We start from the raw sequence: 16,291 nt of genomic DNA on the forward strand, positions 1-16,291 counted from the left end.
CCGTTTACAACGGGTCGTGGCGGTCCCCTCGCCGCCGGACCGAAGCACTCCTCGGTCAGGCCCGTGCGGTCCCGTCCCGGTCAGGACCGCGCGTCCTGGGCGGCCTGGGCGGTCTCCCTGGCCCAGCGGTAGTCGGCCTTGCCCGCCGGGGAGCGGACCATCTCCTCGACGAAGGCGAAGACGCGGGGCACCTTGTAGCCGGAGAGCCGCTGCCGGCAGTGGGCGTCCAGCTCCGCGGCCGACGGCGCCGTCCCCGGCCGGGGTTCGACCACGGCGGCTACCCGGCTGCCCCAGCGCTCGTCGGGGACGCCGGTGACGACGGCGTCGAAGACCTCCGGATGTCCCTTGAGCACCGCCTCGACCTCCTCGGGGAAGACTTTCTCCCCGCCGGTGTTGATGCAGACCGAGCCACGGCCGAAGATCGTGATGGTGCCGTCCTCCTCGACCTGGGCGATGTCGCCGGTGAGCAGCCAGCGCACGCCCGCCCCGTCGGTCACGAAGGTCCGGCTGGTCTTGGCCTCGTCCTTGTAGTAGCCGGAGGCGATCCGGCCGCTCTTGGCGACCGTGCCCAGCTCGCCCCCGCCGGGTTTGACCGGCTCCAGCATCTCGTTGAGCACGGCCAGGTTGGAGGTGGCGTTGGACTGGAAGCGCTGCCCCGACTCGGGCGCGGAGCCGGGGACCGCCGAGGCGGTGTAGCCGGACTCGCTGGAGCCGAAGCTGTCGATGATCATCCTGCCGGGGAGCAGCTCCTGGAGGCGGTCGCGGACGGAGCCGGTCAGGATGGCGCCGGTGGAGCTGAGCACGAACAGCGTCGACAGGTCGTAGGCGCCCGTGGCGATCTCGTCGGCCAGCGGGCGGGCCATCGCGTCGCCGGTGATGTTGACCGTGAGGACCTTCTCCCGCTCGATCGCCCGCAGCACCGCGGCCGGGTCGAACTTGCGGACGTAGACCATGGTGCCGCCCAGCCACCAGGTGATGAAGGTGGCCATCTGGGCCGCGCCGTGCATCAGCGGGGCCGCCGCCATCATGGTCATCGGCTCGGAGGTCATGGCCGCCTCGACGACCTCCTGCGGCGTGGCACGCGGATCCCCGTAGGGGTTGCCGCCACCGAAGGCGAAGAACAGGTCCTCGGTCCGCCACATCACGCCCTTGGGCATCCCGGTCGTGCCGCCGGTGTAGATGATGTAGAGGTCGTCGCCCGACCGCTCGGGGAACCCCCGCGTCGCCGGCGCGCCCGCCAGCGCCTCCCGGTACGGCACCGCCGCCTCGATCCGGGAGGGGCCGCCCACGGCGATCAGGTGCCTGAGCTCGGGAGCCCGCGGGGCCACGGCCGCCACCCGGTCGTCGAACTCCACGTCGAACAGCAGCGCCACGATGTCGGAGTCCTGGTAGAGGTAGAGCAGCTCCGCCTCGACGTAGCGGTAGTTCACGTTGACCGGCACGGCCCGGATCTTCAGCGTGGCAAGCAGTCCCACGACATACTCGACGCCGTTGCAGAGGTGGATCCCGACGTGCTGCCCGGCCCGCACGCCCCGGCCCGCCAGGTGGTGGGCGAGCCGGTTGGCCTCCGCGTCCAGTTCGGCGTAGGTCAGGCGGCTGTCACCGCAGACGACGGCGATGCGCTCCCCGATCGCGTCCGCGAGCCCCTCGAACAGATCTGCGTGGTTGAACTCCATCGGGCCCCTCCTGGGGGGAGATCAGGGTCTGTCGCTGCCGACCATCCACATCGCGAAGAACTGGGCACCCCCGCCGTAGGCGTGCCCCAGGGCCCGCCTGGCCCCGTCGACCTGGTGCTCCCCCGCCATCCCCCTGACCTGGAGCGCCGCCTCGGCGAACCGGATCAGCCCGGACGCGCCGATCGGGTTGCTCGACAGCACCCCGCCGGAGGCGTTCCACGGGATGTCGCCCTCCAGCGCCGTGGCCCCGGACTCGGTGAGCTTCCACCCCTCCCCCTCCGCGGCGAAGCCGAGGTTCTCCAGCCACATCGGCTCGTACCAGGAGAAGGGGACATACACCTCGGCCACGTCGATCTCCCGGCGCGGATCGGTGATCCCGGCCTGCCGGTACACGTCGGCCGCGCAGTCCTTGCCGCCCTGCGGGTTCACGGTGTCCCGCCCGGCGCGGAAGATCGGCTCGGAGCGCATCGCCGTGCCCAGGACCCAGGCTGGGGCGGCGCCGGTGACCTTGTCCTCGGCGGACAGGACCATCGCGCACGCGCCGTCGGAGGACGGGCAGGTGTCCAGGTAGCGGATCGGCTCCCAGAGCATCGGGGTCGACTCGACCATTCTCAGGTCGATCCCGGGGATCTTCAGGTGGGCGTAGGGGTTCTTCAGCGCGTTGCGCCGGTCCTTGACCGCCACCAGGTGGCCGATGTGTTCCGGAGCGCCGGACCTGCGGATGTACTCGCGGATGTGGGGGGCGAAGTAACCGCCCGCGCCGACCACCAGTGAGGCGCTGAACGGCAGGTGCGTCGACAGCGCCCAGGTCGCGTTGGACTCCGACTGCTTCTCGAAGGCCACCACCAGCACCCGGCCGTGCACGCCGCCCTGGATCAGCGAGGCGCCGACCAGCGCGGTGGAGCCGCCGACCGAACCGGCGGTGTGCACGCGCATCATCGGCTTCCCGGCGGCGCCGAGCGCGTCGGCCAGGTACGCCTCCGGCATCATCACGCCCTCGAACAGGTCGGGCGCCTTGCCGATGACGACGGCGTCGATGTCCTTCCAGGTCAGCTCGGCGTCCTCCAGCGCGCGCAGCGCCGCCTCGCGGACCAGCCCGGCGATGGAGACGTCCCGCCGCTTGGTCGTGTAGTGGGTCTGGCCGATCCCGATCACCGCGCAGCGGTTACCCATGGTCAGGCCTCCATCACGGTGACGAGGTTGTGCTGCAGGCAGGGACCGCCGGCGGCGTGCCCGACGGTGCGGGCCGCGCCGCCGTCGAGGATGCGCTGGGCGGCCTCGCCGATCCGGATGAGCCCGGTGGCCATGACCGGGTTCGCCGCCAGGGGTCCGCCACTGGGATTGACGAGCGTGTCCTCACCGAGCTCCAGCGCCTGGCGGAGGATGAGCTCCTCATGGCTGAACTGGGTGTGGATCTCGGCCACGTCGACGTGACCCTTGCCGACCCCCGCCGCTCGTGCGGCTTCGGCGGCGGAGGCCGACCGGGCGAGATCTCTCATGCCCAGGTAATGCGGTTCTATGCGGTGGGCGATGCCGGTTATCCAGGCCGGGTTCTCGCACAGCTCTCTGGCCAGGTCCCCGGCGGCGAGCACCACCGCGGCGGCGCCGTCGGTGACCGGGGCGATGTCGTACGGCCGCAGCGGCTCCACCTCGAAGTCCTCGCCCGCGGGGTCGGGCAGGTCGAGGGCGTGGGGGTTGGCCCGGCCGTCGGCGCGGCTGCGCCGTACGATCTCGTCCAGCCGGGCGCGGTCGGCCTTGACGGCCGAAGCCTGGAGCGCGGCGTAGGAGACCTGGTCGAGGCCGAGCGGGGCCAGGTAGTAGGGGTCGAGCTGGAGCGTCATGATCTCCCGCAGGTCGCCCTGGGAGGACTTGCCGAAGCCGTAGACCAGCGCCGAGTCGACGTCGCCGTGCTGGAGCCTGACCCACGCCTCGTACAGCGCCCAGGCGGCGTCCATCTCCACGTGGCTCTCGGAGATCGGCGGCCAGGCGCCGAGCGCGTCGAGCGCGGAGACGAAGGAGAACGGCGCGCCCGCCAGATAGTCGCATGACCCCGAGCAGGTGAAGCCGTACTTCCGCAGCCCCGTCTTCCGCCGGACCTCCTCCAGCGAGGGGAGGATCAGCTCGGGCTCGCTCTGTCCCTCGTCGGTCGCGCTGTGCCGGGTCTGCGCGAACGCGACGACCGCTACCTCACGCATCTACAGCTCCGCGTCCGGCTCGCCGGTGGGGGCGAACCACTTGATGTTGGCCATGGACTGCGTCCGCTCCTCCTCGGGGACCCATACGGCCCGCACCCGCATGCCCTGCCGCACCTCGTGCGCGGGGACCCCGCCGACCAGGGCGATCATCGGGACGTCCGAGCCGTCGAGCAGGACGTAGGCCGAGACGAACGGCACCTCGGGGGCGCGCGGGTCGGGCAGGTTGTTGATCGCGAAGGTGGTGATCGTGCCGGTGTCCGGCACCTCGACCTCCTCGGTGATCGCGATGCCGCACTCGGGGCAGGAGAGCCGGTAGGGCACGTAGACCTTGTGGCAGGAGCCGCACCGGCAGCCGACGAAGACGCCTCCGGCGACCCCCTCCAGGAAGCGGGCGAGCGCCAGGCCCGGCCGCATCACGTACTCGGTCCGGACCGGTGACACGATCTTGGTGACCTCGGGGACGAAGCTCTCGATGTCGGTGATGTGCCCGGTGCGCCCGGCCCGCCAGCGGGGCCGGACCCGCAGGCCGGGGCGGAGTGCCTTGACGTCGCCGGCGTCCACCGCGTGGACGAGCGAGGTGTCGGCCCCGTCCAGCCGGATCAGGGCCCAGGCGAAGGGACGGTCCAGCGGGTGACCCGCGCGCGGGCTGTGCACCCACGCCCAGCTCTCCACCGTCCCGGCCGGGCCGACCTCGACGTAGTCGCCGGTGACGGCGTCACCGGTCTCGGGGTCGTACTCCAGCGGGGGCACCAGCGTCCGGCCGTCCGCCGTGCGGACCCCGACGATGCGCCCGTCCCGCAGCTCGGTGAGGAAGCGCCCGATCACCGGCCCCGTCGTGCGGGTGTAGCCGCCGGGGAACTCCAGTATGTGCCGTGCCTCCAGGCTCATCGGCGCTCCCCTTCTTCCTCCGGGCGCCGGGCGCGTTCTCCCTCCGCCGGGCGCCGGGCGTGGTCGCCGGACGTCCGCGCCGGGCGCCGATCGCCACCGGCCCTCTCCGCCGGGCGCCGGTCGCCACCGGGCCCCTCCGCCGGGCGCCGGACTCCGCCGGGCGCGGAAGCTTCCGGCCCGGCGGATCGCTCAGATCGCACGGTCTCGCCCCTCCCAGTACGGGTCGCGCAGCTTGCGTTTGAGGAGCTTGCCGTTGGGCTCGCGGGGCATCTCCTCGATGAAGTCGATGGATTTCGGCCACTTCATCTTCGACAGGCGGCCCTTGAGCGATCCGAGGATCTCGGCGGCCAGCTCAGGCGAGGGGGCGGCGCCGGGCGCGGGCTCGACCACCGCCTTGATCTGCTCGCCCCACTCCTCGTCGGGGATGCCGAACACCGCCACGTCGGCGACCTTCGGGTGGACCATCAGCTCGTTCTCGATCTCGGCCGGGTAGATGTTGGCCCCACCCGAGATGATCATGTCGGCCTTGCGGTCGCAGAGGAAGAGGAACCCCTCCTCGTCGAGGTAGCCGATGTCGCCGACGGTGAAGTGGTCCTTCAGCCGGCCGGCCTCGGTCTTGGCCTGGTCGCCCTTGTACTCGAAGCGGACGCCCATCATCTTCATGTAGATCGTGCCCGGGGTCCCCGTCGGGACCGGCTCCAGGTTCTCGTCCACGATGAGCAGCTCGCTGATCGGCCAGGCGGTGCCGACGGTGCCCGGGTGCTTCTTCCAGCCCTCGGGGGTGGCGATCGTGCCGCCGCCCTCGGTCGCGGCGTAGTACTCGTAGATGCAGTCGCCCCACCACTCGAACATCGCCCACTTGACCGGGACCGGGCAGGGCGCCGCGGCGTGGATCATCCACCGGAGTGACGACAGGTCGTATCTGCTCCTGACCTCCTCGGGGAGCGTGAGCAGGCGTTTGAAGTGGGTGGGGACCATGTGCGAGTTGCTGACGCGGTACCGCTCGCAGAGCCGGAGCGTCTCCTCGGCGTCCCACCGGTCCATGTAGACGAGCGTGTGGCCCATGTGCAGGGCCGTACCGCCGAACTGGGTGACCGCGGTGTGGTAGTTCGGCGAGGTGACCAGGTGGGCGTTCTCCTTGCCCGGGGTGATGCCGAACATGCTGAGCAGGAACGTCATCATCTCGGCCGCGTCGTCGGGGTCCAGGCCGCTGAGCGGCCGGCGCACGCCCTTGGGCTGGCCGGTGGTCCCCGAGGTGTAGTGCATGGTGGCGCCCGCCGTACGGCCGGCGGGGGCGGCGGCGGACCGGCCGTCGGTCAGGTCCGAGGCGGGCCGGACCCCCTCCACCTGCCCGAACGCGAAAACGCGGGCGCGGTCGATGCCCGACTCCGCGACGCCGCGCAGACCCTCCTCCGCGTAGCGCTCGTCGACGAAGAACGCCTGTGCCTCGCTGTCGGCGACGATGTAGCCGATCTCGGGGCCGGTGAGGTGCCAGTTGACGGGCGTGTAGTACCACCCGGCCTGCAGCGCGGCCAGATAGAGCACCAGCCCGTCGGCGCCGTTCGGGACCAGGCCGCACAGGCCGTCGCCGGGCTTGAGCCCCAGCTCCCGGAGGCCGTGCACGAGGCGGTTGGCACGGGCGAGCAGGTCACCGGCGCGATGTTCGGTGCCGTCCGGATCCACGGCGGCGATCCAGTCCGGATCCGCCTGCGCCAGTCTCCAGAAACCGAGCGTGCCCATCGGAAATCCTCTCTCGCCGAAAGGCCCGGACCGCCGAAGTGAATCACGTTCTCGATATTGCGAAAAACTCTGGCGGCGCGGGGAGGATGGAACAAGAATCTGTTCTTATACGCAGGGGCAGACTAACCCGCCCGAGACATACCGAGCAAGCGCTTGATCTAGACCATGAGCCCGAGCGCACCCCCACCCCTCCGCACCGCCGGACACTTTGGGCCTCCTACCGAACACCTTGAGTCAGCGGGGGCGGACGGACAAGGCCGCGGCCGGTGCCGGTCGCCGCAGGAGGGGCAGCCTGGCGGAGCGGGCGCCGGTCACCGCGGGAGGGGCGGCCTGGCGGAGCGGGCGCACCGGATCTAGGATCACCTAACAAGCGCTTGTTAACACAACGGAGGCCGACCCCGTGGAACTTCTGCCGATCAGCACCCCGCACTGCCGCGTCGAGCGCGCCGGCCACGTCGTCGTCGTGACCCTGGACCGGCCCGAGGCGAAGAACGCGCTCTCCTCGGACATGCTGGTCGGCCTGGCCGACGCGTGGGCCTACGTGTCGGACGAGCCGGAGGTCCGCGTCGCCGTGCTGACCGGCGCGGACGGGACCTTCTGCGCGGGCGCCGACCTGAAGGCCATGGGCACCCCGTCGAGCGACCCCCGGGTCCGGCAGCGGGCCTCGGAGATCCCCGACTTCCACTGGAAGGGCCTGCTGCGCGACTGCGCCGCGCTGCCGGCCAAGCCGATCGTCTGCGCGGTCGAGGGCTACGCCGTGGCCGGGGGGACCGAGCTGCTCGTCGGCACCGACCTGCGGGTGGTCGCCGAGTCCGCCACTCTCGGCCTGTTCGAGGCCCGCCGCGCGCTGTTCCCGATGGGCGGCTCCGCGGTGCGGCTCCCGCGCCAGATCCCCTACGCCTTCGCCATGGACCTCCTCCTGACCGGCCGGTCCGTCACCGCCCGGGAGGCGCTGAGCATGGGCCTGGTCAACCGGGTCGTCCCGGACGGCCAGGCCCTGGCCACCGCCCTGGAGATCGCCGGCCAGATCAGCGAGTGCGGGCCGCTCGCCGTCCAGGCCATCCTGCGCACCTACCGCGAGACCCTCGGCCTGCCCGAGGCCGAGGCCCTGAAGGTCTCCGACGGCATCGGCTGGCCGGTGATCGGCTCCGAGGACGCCAAGGAGGGCTCCCGAGCCTTCCGGGAGAAGCGCCCGGCCGTCTACCACGGCAGATGAGCGCGGCCGACACGGCGGGCGCGGCCCGGCGGGCCACGACACGGCCTCACTTACGGAGCGTGATTCACCGATACGGCGGGTGACTCGTGCTACGAAGAACGAGTTGATCTTCGACGCGCCTCAGGAGGCCCGATGACACTCGTCCGCGCTGGTCAGGCCATTGCCCTCGCCGCCTGTCTGCTCGCCGCCCCACTCGCCGGCCTGCCGGCGGCGTCCGCCGCCGACGGGCCGCAGGAGCCCGAGACCAGGTTCACCGCGACCCTGGTCGCCCGGCACAGCGGCAAGTGCCTGGACGTCTACGGCAGCGGCACCCAGGACGGGGCCGACGTCATCCACTGGAGCTGCCACGGAGGCGCCAACCAGGAGTGGCGCCTGGTGGCGACCGACAGCGGCTACTACACCATCCGGGCCGGGCACAGCGGCAAGTGCCTGGACGTCTACGGCAGCGGCACCCAGGACGGGGCCGATGTCATCCAGTGGACCTGCGGGAACGGGGCCAACCAGCAGTGGGAGCTCGTCCAGAAGGACAACGGCTACTTCACCGTCGTCGCCCGCCACAGCGGCAAGTGCCTGGACGTCTACGGCGGCAGCACCCGGGACGGGGCCGACGTGATCCAGTGGACCTGCTGGGGCGGGGCGGCCAACCAGGAGTGGAAGCTCGGCTGAGCCGGTCGCCGGAGCGCGACGCCGGCGGCGCTCACGTCCCGCCGCCGGTGTCGCCGGCCCCGGAGCGACTGGTCGACTCCCTGATCACCAGGCGGGTGGGGACCCGGAGCCTGCCCGGCTCCTCGCCGCTCAGGAGGTCGACGAGCGCGGCGGCGGCCACGGCCCCACGGCGCTCCGCCTCAAGACTGAGCACGCTCAGCGGGACCTCCCAGTGCTTGTCCTCGGCGGTCTCACACATGATCGTGACCAGCAGGTCGCCGGGAATGGAGAGGCCGAGCCTGCGGGCGGCGCCCAGCAGCGCCTCGCCGTACGTCTCGTTGAGCCCGTGCACCGCGTCGGGACGGTCCGGGCGGGACAGCAGCCGCTCGGCGGCCACGGCGGGACTCTCTCCGGGCTGGAGCGCCTCGATGATCACAGGGTTGCCGTTCGCCGCCGCCCAGGATCGATACGCCCTCTCGGTGTCGAGGGTGTAGGAGTCAGGCTCGGTGCCGGTGAGCAGCGCGATGCGCGAGGCCCCCGCGTCGCGCAGACCGCCGAGCAGGACGTGCAGGGTCTCGTCGGAGTCGCTCTCGATGCCGGGCACGTCCGCGCAGTCCGGGTCGAGGGGCTTGCCGTCGGTCACCACCGGCTTGCCCCGTCGGCGGCACTCGGTCACGATCGGATCGCCGTGCGCGGGGTCCACGATGATCACACCGTCCAGGGGGACCTTGCCCCACAGGGCCGTGGGCAGGACCACCACCGCGTGGTCGCGCTCGACCGCGAGCATGGTCGCCCCGGAGATGAACGCGGCGTAGTAGGGCCGGTAGGTGTGCTCCCAGTGCCGTGAACTGACGTGCTCGACCAGGATGCCGATCACGCCGACCCGGCCGGAGGCGAGCCCGGCCGCGATCGGGTCGGGCTGGTAGCCGAGCCTTTCCGCCGCCGCTCGCACCACGTCGCGAGTGCGCTCCGAGACCCGGCCCTTGCCGCTCAGCGCGTGAGAGACCGTCGTGATCGACAGCCCGGTCGCCCGGGCGACGTCGCGGATGCCGATGCGAGGGGTCACCTAGGCATAGTGCCACGGATGAGAAAACGTTTTGGCAACATTCCTTGACTCTGCCAAAACGCTTTTGCAACAGTTCCGCCAGGCCCCCAACCAGGAAAGACGCGCCAATGGTCACTAACCGTCCCCGCATCGTCGCCGCAGGTCTGCTGGCGCTGCTGTCCATCGCCGGGTGCGGCACGCCGTCCACCTCGGCCAACACGACCGAGGCGAGCGGCGGCTCGTACGGCAACTGCAAGGTCACCGGCAAACGCGGCGAGTTCACCCTCAAGCCCGTCGTCGCGGACACCCTGAGCGTGCAGGGCGACCTGCCCTCTCCCGGCTGGTGGAACGGCGACACCGTCGCCGCGATCAAGGACGGCTACGAGTACTGCATGGCCGCCACCATCGCCCACCGGGCGGGCCTGTCCAAGCTGGCGATCGAGAACACGCCCTTCGACGCCCTCGTCTCGGGCCGCACCCAGAACTTCGACATGGCCCTCGCCGAGATCTCCATCACCGACGAGCGCAAGAAGGTCGTCAACTTCTCCGCGCCGTACTTCGCCTCCAACATCGGCGTGATGGTGAAGAAGGGGGCGTCCGTCACCGCCGGGAACATCCGCAAGCTCCGCCTCGGCGTCAAGCAGGGCACCGCGGGCGCGCTGTGGGTGGCCGGCACCCTCAAGCCGGAGCAGCAGCCCAAGGTCTTCGCCAACGACTCGGAGATGAGCGCCGCGCTCCAGGCCGGCCAGCTCGACGCGGCCTTCCAGGACGTGGCCATCATGCTCGGCTCGGCCGTCAAGTCGAACGGCCTGCTGGAGGTCGTCGGCCAGTACAGCACCGGTGAGTCCTACGGCGCCCTGTACCCGAAGGACTCGGCGAACGCCGAGACCATCAACAAGATCATCGAGCAGATGAAGTCCGACGGGACCCTCGACCAGCTCTCCGCGGCGTATCTGTCCAAGGCGTTCGGCGGTGACCCCGCCCGGGTTCCGCTGTGGCAGGCGTCATGACGGCGACGGCTCAGCCCGTCCCGACGCCGGGACGCGGCGCGGCCCTCGCCGGTCTCGCGGCGGCCACGGTCGCCACCGTGGCCACCTGGTCCGTCGCGGCCGTCCTCTTCGAGGCGGCGAGCCCCGGCGTCTGGCGCTGGGTGCTGGGCGCCGCCGCCCTGCTGGGCGCCGCGGCCGTGCTCCTCGTCTACCGCCCGGCGCTCGACGCCTGGCGCTGTTCGGGCCGGTGCGCCACCTCGGCGGACGTCGTGGAGCGGCGAGGGCTCGCCGCCCGGGTGCGGGAGTCCGCGTGGACCGCGGCCGGTACGGCGTTCGCCGTCCTGTGCGCCCTCGCCCTGCTCGTCTTCGTGCTCGCGAACGACGCCGCCGTGCAGCGGACGTTCTTCCAGGGCGAACTGATCGGCACGAGCACCCTCGACATCGTCCGGGCCTTCGGCACGAACCTGTTCATCGCCGTCGTGGCGCAGGTCCTCGTGCTGGTCTGGGGGCTGGCCCTGGCCCTCGCCCGGCTCGCCCCCGGCCGCGTGGGACGGCCCATCCGGGCTCTGGCGGTCGTCTACATCGACGTCATCCGGGCCGTGCCCGCGATCATCGTCATCTACCTGATCGGCTTCGGCCTGCCGATCGCGCAGATCCCGGTGCTGTCCGGCCTGAGCCAGACCTGGTACGCCGTTCTCGCGCTGACGGTCGTCTACGGCGCCTACGTCGCCGAGGTCTTCCGCTCGGGCATCGAGAGCGTGCACCCGAGCCAGGTGTCGGCCTCGCGCTCCCTCGGCTTCTCCCACCTGGCGACGATGCGCCACGTCGTGGTGCCGCAGGCGACGAGGCGCGTCATCCCGCCGCTGCTCAACGACTTCATCGGCCTGCAGAAGGACACCGCGCTGGTCAACGTGATCGGCACGATCGACGCGTTCAACCAGGCCAAGATCTTCTCCGCGAACCACTTCAACCTGTCGTCGGTCACGGTCGTCGCGGGCCTGTTCATCCTGATCACGATTCCGCAGGCGCGCCTCGTCGACCGGCTGATCGCACGCGACAAAGCCCGGGGGGCGTGATGGCATTCCTTGAGATCACCGGGCTGCGCAAGAGCTACGGGGACCACGAGGTGCTGCGCGGCATCGACCTGTCGGTGGAGCAGCACGAGGTGATCTGCCTCATCGGGGCCTCGGGGAGTGGCAAGTCCACGCTCCTGCGCTGCATCAACGCCCTGGAGACGATCGACGGCGGCCAGGTCAGGCTCGACGGCGAGGTCGTCTCCGGCCCCGGGGTGGACGTCAACCTGCTCCGCCGCGACGTCGGAATGGTGTTCCAGAGCTACAACCTGTTCCCGCACATGAGCGTGCTCGACAACGTCACGCTCGCGCCGATCCGGCTCGGCGGCCTCTCCCGTGAAGAGGCCAGGAAGAGGGCGACGGCACTGCTGGAGCGTGTCGGCCTGGCGGACCGGGCCGGCGCCTTCCCCGACCGGCTCTCCGGCGGCCAGCAGCAGCGCGTGGCCATCGTGCGCACGCTCGCCATGGAACCCCGGGTCCTCCTCCTGGACGAGATCACCGCCGCGCTGGACCCCGAACTCGTCGCCGAGGTGCTCGGCATCGTCCGGCAGCTCGCCGCCGAGGGCATGACCATGCTGCTCGCCACCCACGAGATGAGCTTCGCCCGGGAGGTGGCCGACCGGGTCTGCTTCCTCCACCAGGGCAGCCTCCTGGAGCAGGGCCCACCCGAGCAGATCTTCACCGAACCCGTAGAGGAGCGCACCCGAATGTTCCTGAAGTCGATCATCGCGGCAGGCCGTCTGTGATTCTCGCGATCCAGCATGAGGACGGCACCGGACCCGGCCTGATCGGCGAGCGCATCGCGGCGGCCGGCGTCACGCTGGACCTCCGGTCCCCCTTCCGGGGCGACAGCCTGCCCCCGTCCCTCGACGGATACGAGGGGCTGCTCGTGCTCGGCGGCACCCCGGGCACCTACGACGTCGACCTCGCCCCCTGGCTGCCGCACGCCGGCGAGCTGCTGCGCGGAGCCGTACGCGACGAGGTGCCCACCCTCGGGGTCTGCCTCGGCGGCCAGTTGCTCGCCGCCGCCTGTGGCGGCGAGGTCGCGGTCGCCGCGCGTCCCCAGGTCGGGCTGTACGGCCTGCACGCCCATCCGGCCGCCGCCGACGACCCGCTCTTCGCCGCTCTCCCCGTGGACGCGCAGGCCGTCCAGTGGCACTGGGACGAGATCACGTCGCTGCCCCCGGGAGCCGTGCCCCTCCTGTGGGACGAGGACTTCCCCTTCCAGGCGTTCCGGCTGGGGCCGGCGGCGTGGGGCGTGCAGTTCCACCCCGAGGTGCTGCTCGATTCCGCCCGGGCGTGGGCGAAGGACGAGTCGGGCAGGCTCGCGCGGCTGGGAGTGGACGTGGCCGCGATGCTCGACCGGGTCGAGGCCGCCGAACCGTCCCTCCGGACGCTCTGGGGTGGCGTGGCCGACCGCTGGATCGACCTCGTCCGATCTCACCCGACCGTGCCGGGGGCGTCCGTCAGCGGGCCGTGACGCGACGCGGTCGTCCGTCAGGCGGGCTGGTCCCAGATGCTGGGGGTGTCCGTCTCCTGACGCATGACCGCGGACCATTCGAGCGCCGAGCGCGCGTTCTCCAGATCGTCGGTGGCTATCACGATCCTCACGCCCCCGAAGGTGGTGTAGGCGAGGTCGATGTTGACGTTCGCGTCGGCGAGCTGCCTGGTCAGCTCGCCGAGCGTCCCGGGCCGATCCTCAAGGTCCACCACCAGCACCGGTCGCTCGTCCGCGATCCCCATCCCGGCGCCTTCGAGCACCTCCCGGCACCTGTCGGCGACCGCGTCATCGACGAGCACATGGACGATGCCCTTGCCCTCCCCGGTGAAGGCCGCGAGGCCCTTGATGTTCACGCCGGACTCGCCGGTGACCTCCCCCAAGCGGGCCAGCTCACCCGGCTGATCGCTAAGAATGACAGCTATATCCGTAGGCATCGCCCATCAATCTTCCCATTAAGCGATAAAACCGACAATCCGCCCCCCTGGTGCGGTGACCACACACCTTCACCAGGTCGGGGGGTTTCTCGGGCACCGGCATGGCGGGTGCCGACGCGGGCGCGCCCGGCGCCCCTGAACGGCGCGCCCTGGCGGAAGAGTTCCCGGTCACCGCACCAAACCCTGCTCGGCGTCCAGGGCACACCGACCTGCGACTGGACCGCGAGCGGGCTTCGGTGCTGCGGGTCCTGCCGTTGCAACAGTCTCCGCCGGCCGTCAAGCGCTCACGGCCGGGGCCGGAGCCTGAGCCGTTCCCGGCAGGAGCAGCCGGTCGGCGAGGGCAGCCAGGCAGAGCGCCCAGACACTCCAGGCCACGTATCCGGCGAAGTTGACCAGATCCGCGCCGGGCAGCTTGAGCGGCACCAGCAGCCCGGCCAGGATGGCCAGCGCCGCGCCGGCGCCCAGCGCCCTGAACCAGCGCAGCGGCGCGGGCAGGGCCGCCAGGAGCAGGAGGGTCCAGGCGGCGGTGAACAGGTAGCCGAGAGTTTCGCCGACCCCGGTGCCGAGATAGCCGTGCAGGACGGCGAAGACGGTCTCGGCCGTCGCCCGATCGCTCGCGTGGGCCAGTGCGGGCACCGCGAACGGCCAGCGGATCAGGCCGATGATCTGGACCAGCCCGGCCAGCACCCCGGCCTGCGTCGCCAGCGCGGCGACCGGCCGGTCCGGCAGGCGGCGGCCGAGCAGCACCGCGACCGGGATCAGCGAGCCGGCGCCGAGCGCCAGCAGCAGGAACCAGGCGGAGACGGCTGTCTGGTCGGCGGCGAACCTGGCCAGGACCGTCGCGGGCGGCTCGGCGAGCACGTCCGGATAGCCGAAGACGGCGCCCAGGCCGATGAAGGCCGCGTTGGCCGCGATCACGCCCAGGGCGAGGATCGATCTCATGGGACTCCTTAACTCTGAACGGTGTTTAATATTAAACACCGTTCAGAGTTTCTTGGGAAGACTAGAGTTTCCCCGTGAAGAGAGGACCTCAGCGCTCGGTCGATCCGCGAGCCGTCCTGGACGCGGCCCTGGAGCTGGTCGACGGCGGAGGGCTGACCATGCGGGCGCTGGCCGCGCGGGTGGGCCTGACTCCCGGCGCGCTCTACACCTACTTCCCCGACCGGGCCGCCATCATGAACGCGCTGACCGACCGGCTGCTCGCCGAGGCCGACCTGGGTGTGCTGGAGGACCGCGCCAGGCCGCCGCACCAGCGGATCGAAGACTTCGCACTGGCGTTGCGCGAAGTGCTGCTGTGCCACCCGGCGGCGGTGCCCGCGATCCTCGGCGCCGCCTACAGCGGGCCGGTCGCGCTGCGGGTCGGTGAGAGCATGCTCGGCGTGCTGCCGGACCCGCGCGCCTGCTACGCCGTGATGGTCTACGTGCTGGGCTCCATCGCCCTGGAGGCGGCCGAGCTGGTGGGCGCGGGAGGCAAGGACGGCAAGGGGGCGGAGGCGCGGGGCGCCCTCCCCTCCGAGGCCGAGCGGATCGCCGCGCGCCGGGCCACCCTCGCCGTCGATCCCGACGTCTTCCCCCGCACCCACGCCGCGGCCGACGCCATCGCCGCCTACATCTCGACCGACCAGTTCCGCTGGGGCCTGCGCCGCCTCCTGGCAGGTATGTAACGGCACCGCTCCCTCGGAACTCCTATCCCTCGGTCAGGCGGCCCAGGCGCTCGGTGGCCTCGATGTACTCCTCGACCATCGTGAAGACCACGTCCTTGGCCGACCTCACCTGGTTCATGGTCCCGATGATCTGACCGGCGGGGAAGGTGGCCAGCTCGGCGGCGTCGGAGCGGCCGATCCGGCGCAGGGCGTCGGAGACCAGCATGAACTGCAGCGGCATCGGCAGGGTGCCCGGCGACTCGGCGGACTCCCAGGCGTCGGTCCACTCGTTCTTCAGCAGCCGGGCGGGCTTGCCCGTCCACGACCGGGAGCGCACGGTGTCGCGGGAGGTGGCCTCCAGGATGCGCCGCCTGGCCATCTCGGGGGTGTCGGCCTCCTCGACGGTCAGCCAGATGGACCCGGTCCACACGCCCTCGGCGCCGAGCGCCATGCCCGCCGCCATCTGGCGCCCGTCGCCGATGCCTCCGGCGGCCAGCACCGGCACGTCCACGGCGTCCACGACCTGCGGGATGAGCACCATCGTGGAGATCTCACCGGTGTGCCCACCCGCCTCGGTGCCCTGGGCGACGACGATGTCCACGCCGACCTCGACCTGTTTGACCGCGTGGCGGGGGGTGGAGGCCAGCGCCGCCACCTTCACCCCTTCGGCATGCGCCTGCTCGACCACGTCGGCGGGCGGCGGGCCGAGGGCGTTGGCCAGCAGCGCGATCGGGTGCCTCAGCGCCACCTCGACCTGCGGCCGGGCGGTGGCGTCGGTCCAGCCGAGCAGGACCTTGCCGGCGTCGGAGCCGGACAGCTCCGCGACGCCGTGCGCGGCCAGCAGGCCGTCGACGAACGCGCGGTGGCCGTGGGGGATCATCCCCTGGAGCCGTTCCACCAGGTCCTCGGAGGAGTCGGCGCCCAGCTCGGCCCCCGCGTAGGAGGCGGGCATGACCACGTCGACGCCGTACGGCCTGCCGTCGACGTGGTCGTCGATCCACTTGAGCTCCGTCTCGAGCTCTTCCGGGGTGAAGTAGAGGGCGCCGAGCACGCCCATCCCGCCGGCGCGGCTGACCGCGGCGACGACGTCCCGGCAGTGGCTGAACGCGAAGATCGGAAGCTCGATGCCGAGCATGTCCGTGACACGTGTCCGCATGCGCCCACGGTACGGTCACACCCAGCTAACTGCAACGCGTTCTAGTCTAGAACCTTCCGTCGGTACCGCCGGAGAGGCCGTCGGCACCAC

General features: G+C 71.5%; 16 protein-coding genes. 7 read left to right on the forward strand and 9 right to left on the reverse strand.

Features of this window, described 5'->3' with window-relative positions:
• Nucleotides 1-80 precede the first annotated feature (80 nt).
• From J2S55_RS09450 to J2S55_RS09470, 5 genes are all read right to left on the reverse strand, one after another.
• The gene (locus J2S55_RS09450) at nt 81-1,676 is read right to left on the reverse strand and encodes an acyl-CoA synthetase (protein WP_306858838.1); all 1,596 of its coding nucleotides are present in this window, start codon (nt 1,674-1,676) and stop codon (nt 81-83) included.
• A gap of 21 nt (nt 1,677-1,697) precedes the next feature.
• Nucleotides 1,698-2,849, reverse strand: coding sequence for a thiolase family protein (locus J2S55_RS09455; protein WP_306858840.1), 1,152 nt, complete (start codon nt 2,847-2,849; stop codon nt 1,698-1,700).
• 2 nt (nt 2,850-2,851) lie between these two features.
• The gene (locus tag J2S55_RS09460; protein WP_306858842.1) at nt 2,852-3,871 is read right to left on the reverse strand and encodes a thiolase family protein; all 1,020 of its coding nucleotides are present in this window, start codon (nt 3,869-3,871) and stop codon (nt 2,852-2,854) included.
• The gene (locus J2S55_RS09465) at nt 3,872-4,759 is read right to left on the reverse strand and encodes a Zn-ribbon domain-containing OB-fold protein (protein WP_306858844.1); all 888 of its coding nucleotides are present in this window, start codon (nt 4,757-4,759) and stop codon (nt 3,872-3,874) included. It abuts the gene before it with no gap.
• Between the two features lie 189 nt (nt 4,760-4,948).
• Nucleotides 4,949-6,499 (reverse strand): acyl-CoA synthetase, encoded by a 1,551-nt coding sequence (locus J2S55_RS09470; RefSeq protein WP_306858846.1) that lies wholly within the window; start codon nt 6,497-6,499, stop codon nt 4,949-4,951.
• A gap of 400 nt (nt 6,500-6,899) precedes the next feature.
• On the opposite strand from J2S55_RS09470, the gene J2S55_RS09475 reads away from it, so the two are divergent.
• On the forward strand, nt 6,900-7,715 hold the full coding sequence (locus J2S55_RS09475) for a crotonase/enoyl-CoA hydratase family protein (RefSeq protein WP_306858848.1): 816 nt from the start codon (nt 6,900-6,902) through the stop codon (nt 7,713-7,715).
• A 132-nt stretch (nt 7,716-7,847) separates the two neighbouring features.
• A complete protein-coding gene (locus tag J2S55_RS09480) occupies nt 7,848-8,381 on the forward strand; it encodes an RICIN domain-containing protein (protein ID WP_306858850.1) in 534 nt (177 codons plus the stop codon).
• 31 nt (nt 8,382-8,412) lie between these two features.
• Here J2S55_RS09480 and J2S55_RS09485 read toward each other — a convergent pair whose 3' ends face one another.
• Nucleotides 8,413-9,426: a LacI family DNA-binding transcriptional regulator gene (locus tag J2S55_RS09485; RefSeq protein WP_306858852.1), complete on the reverse strand. Its 1,014-nt coding sequence runs from the start codon at nt 9,424-9,426 to the stop codon at nt 8,413-8,415.
• A 107-nt stretch (nt 9,427-9,533) separates the two neighbouring features.
• Here J2S55_RS09485 and J2S55_RS09490 point away from each other — a divergent pair, with 107 nt between their 5' ends.
• Genes J2S55_RS09490 through J2S55_RS09505 form a run of 4 tightly spaced genes read left to right on the forward strand, consistent with a single transcriptional unit; the run spans nt 9,534 to nt 12,947 of the window.
• A complete protein-coding gene (locus J2S55_RS09490) occupies nt 9,534-10,415 on the forward strand; it encodes an ABC transporter substrate-binding protein (protein WP_306858854.1) in 882 nt (293 codons plus the stop codon).
• Complete coding sequence (locus J2S55_RS09495) at nt 10,412-11,470, forward strand: amino acid ABC transporter permease (RefSeq protein WP_306858856.1); 1,059 nt, start codon at nt 10,412-10,414, stop codon at nt 11,468-11,470. The genes J2S55_RS09490 and J2S55_RS09495 overlap by 4 nt, the downstream gene beginning before the upstream one ends.
• Nucleotides 11,470-12,213: an amino acid ABC transporter ATP-binding protein gene (locus tag J2S55_RS09500; RefSeq protein ID WP_306858858.1), complete on the forward strand. Its 744-nt coding sequence runs from the start codon at nt 11,470-11,472 to the stop codon at nt 12,211-12,213. Before J2S55_RS09495 ends, J2S55_RS09500 begins: the two co-directional genes overlap by 1 nt.
• On the forward strand, nt 12,210-12,947 hold the full coding sequence (locus J2S55_RS09505; RefSeq protein WP_306858860.1) for a type 1 glutamine amidotransferase: 738 nt from the start codon (nt 12,210-12,212) through the stop codon (nt 12,945-12,947). Before J2S55_RS09500 ends, J2S55_RS09505 begins: the two co-directional genes overlap by 4 nt.
• Before the next feature lie 17 nt (nt 12,948-12,964).
• On the opposite strand, the gene J2S55_RS09510 is transcribed toward J2S55_RS09505, so the two are convergent.
• On the reverse strand, nt 12,965-13,348 hold the full coding sequence (locus J2S55_RS09510) for an ACT domain-containing protein (RefSeq protein ID WP_306858862.1): 384 nt from the start codon (nt 13,346-13,348) through the stop codon (nt 12,965-12,967).
• 330 nt (nt 13,349-13,678) lie between these two features.
• Nucleotides 13,679-14,344, reverse strand: a complete 666-nt coding sequence (locus tag J2S55_RS09515) for a DUF4386 family protein (protein ID WP_306858864.1) — start codon at nt 14,342-14,344, stop codon at nt 13,679-13,681.
• 74 nt (nt 14,345-14,418) lie between these two features.
• Between J2S55_RS09515 and J2S55_RS09520 the strand changes: the two genes are divergently transcribed.
• Nucleotides 14,419-15,066, forward strand: a complete 648-nt coding sequence (locus tag J2S55_RS09520) for a TetR/AcrR family transcriptional regulator (RefSeq protein WP_306858866.1) — start codon at nt 14,419-14,421, stop codon at nt 15,064-15,066.
• A gap of 22 nt (nt 15,067-15,088) precedes the next feature.
• On the opposite strand, the gene J2S55_RS09525 is transcribed toward J2S55_RS09520, so the two are convergent.
• On the reverse strand, nt 15,089-16,201 hold the full coding sequence (locus tag J2S55_RS09525; RefSeq protein ID WP_306858868.1) for an NAD(P)H-dependent flavin oxidoreductase: 1,113 nt from the start codon (nt 16,199-16,201) through the stop codon (nt 15,089-15,091).
• Nucleotides 16,202-16,291: the final 90 nt, after the last annotated feature.

The sequence above is a fragment of the Streptosporangium brasiliense genome (genome assembly GCF_030811595.1).
Taxonomy (GTDB): Bacteria; Actinomycetota; Actinomycetes; order Streptosporangiales; family Streptosporangiaceae; genus Streptosporangium; species Streptosporangium brasiliense.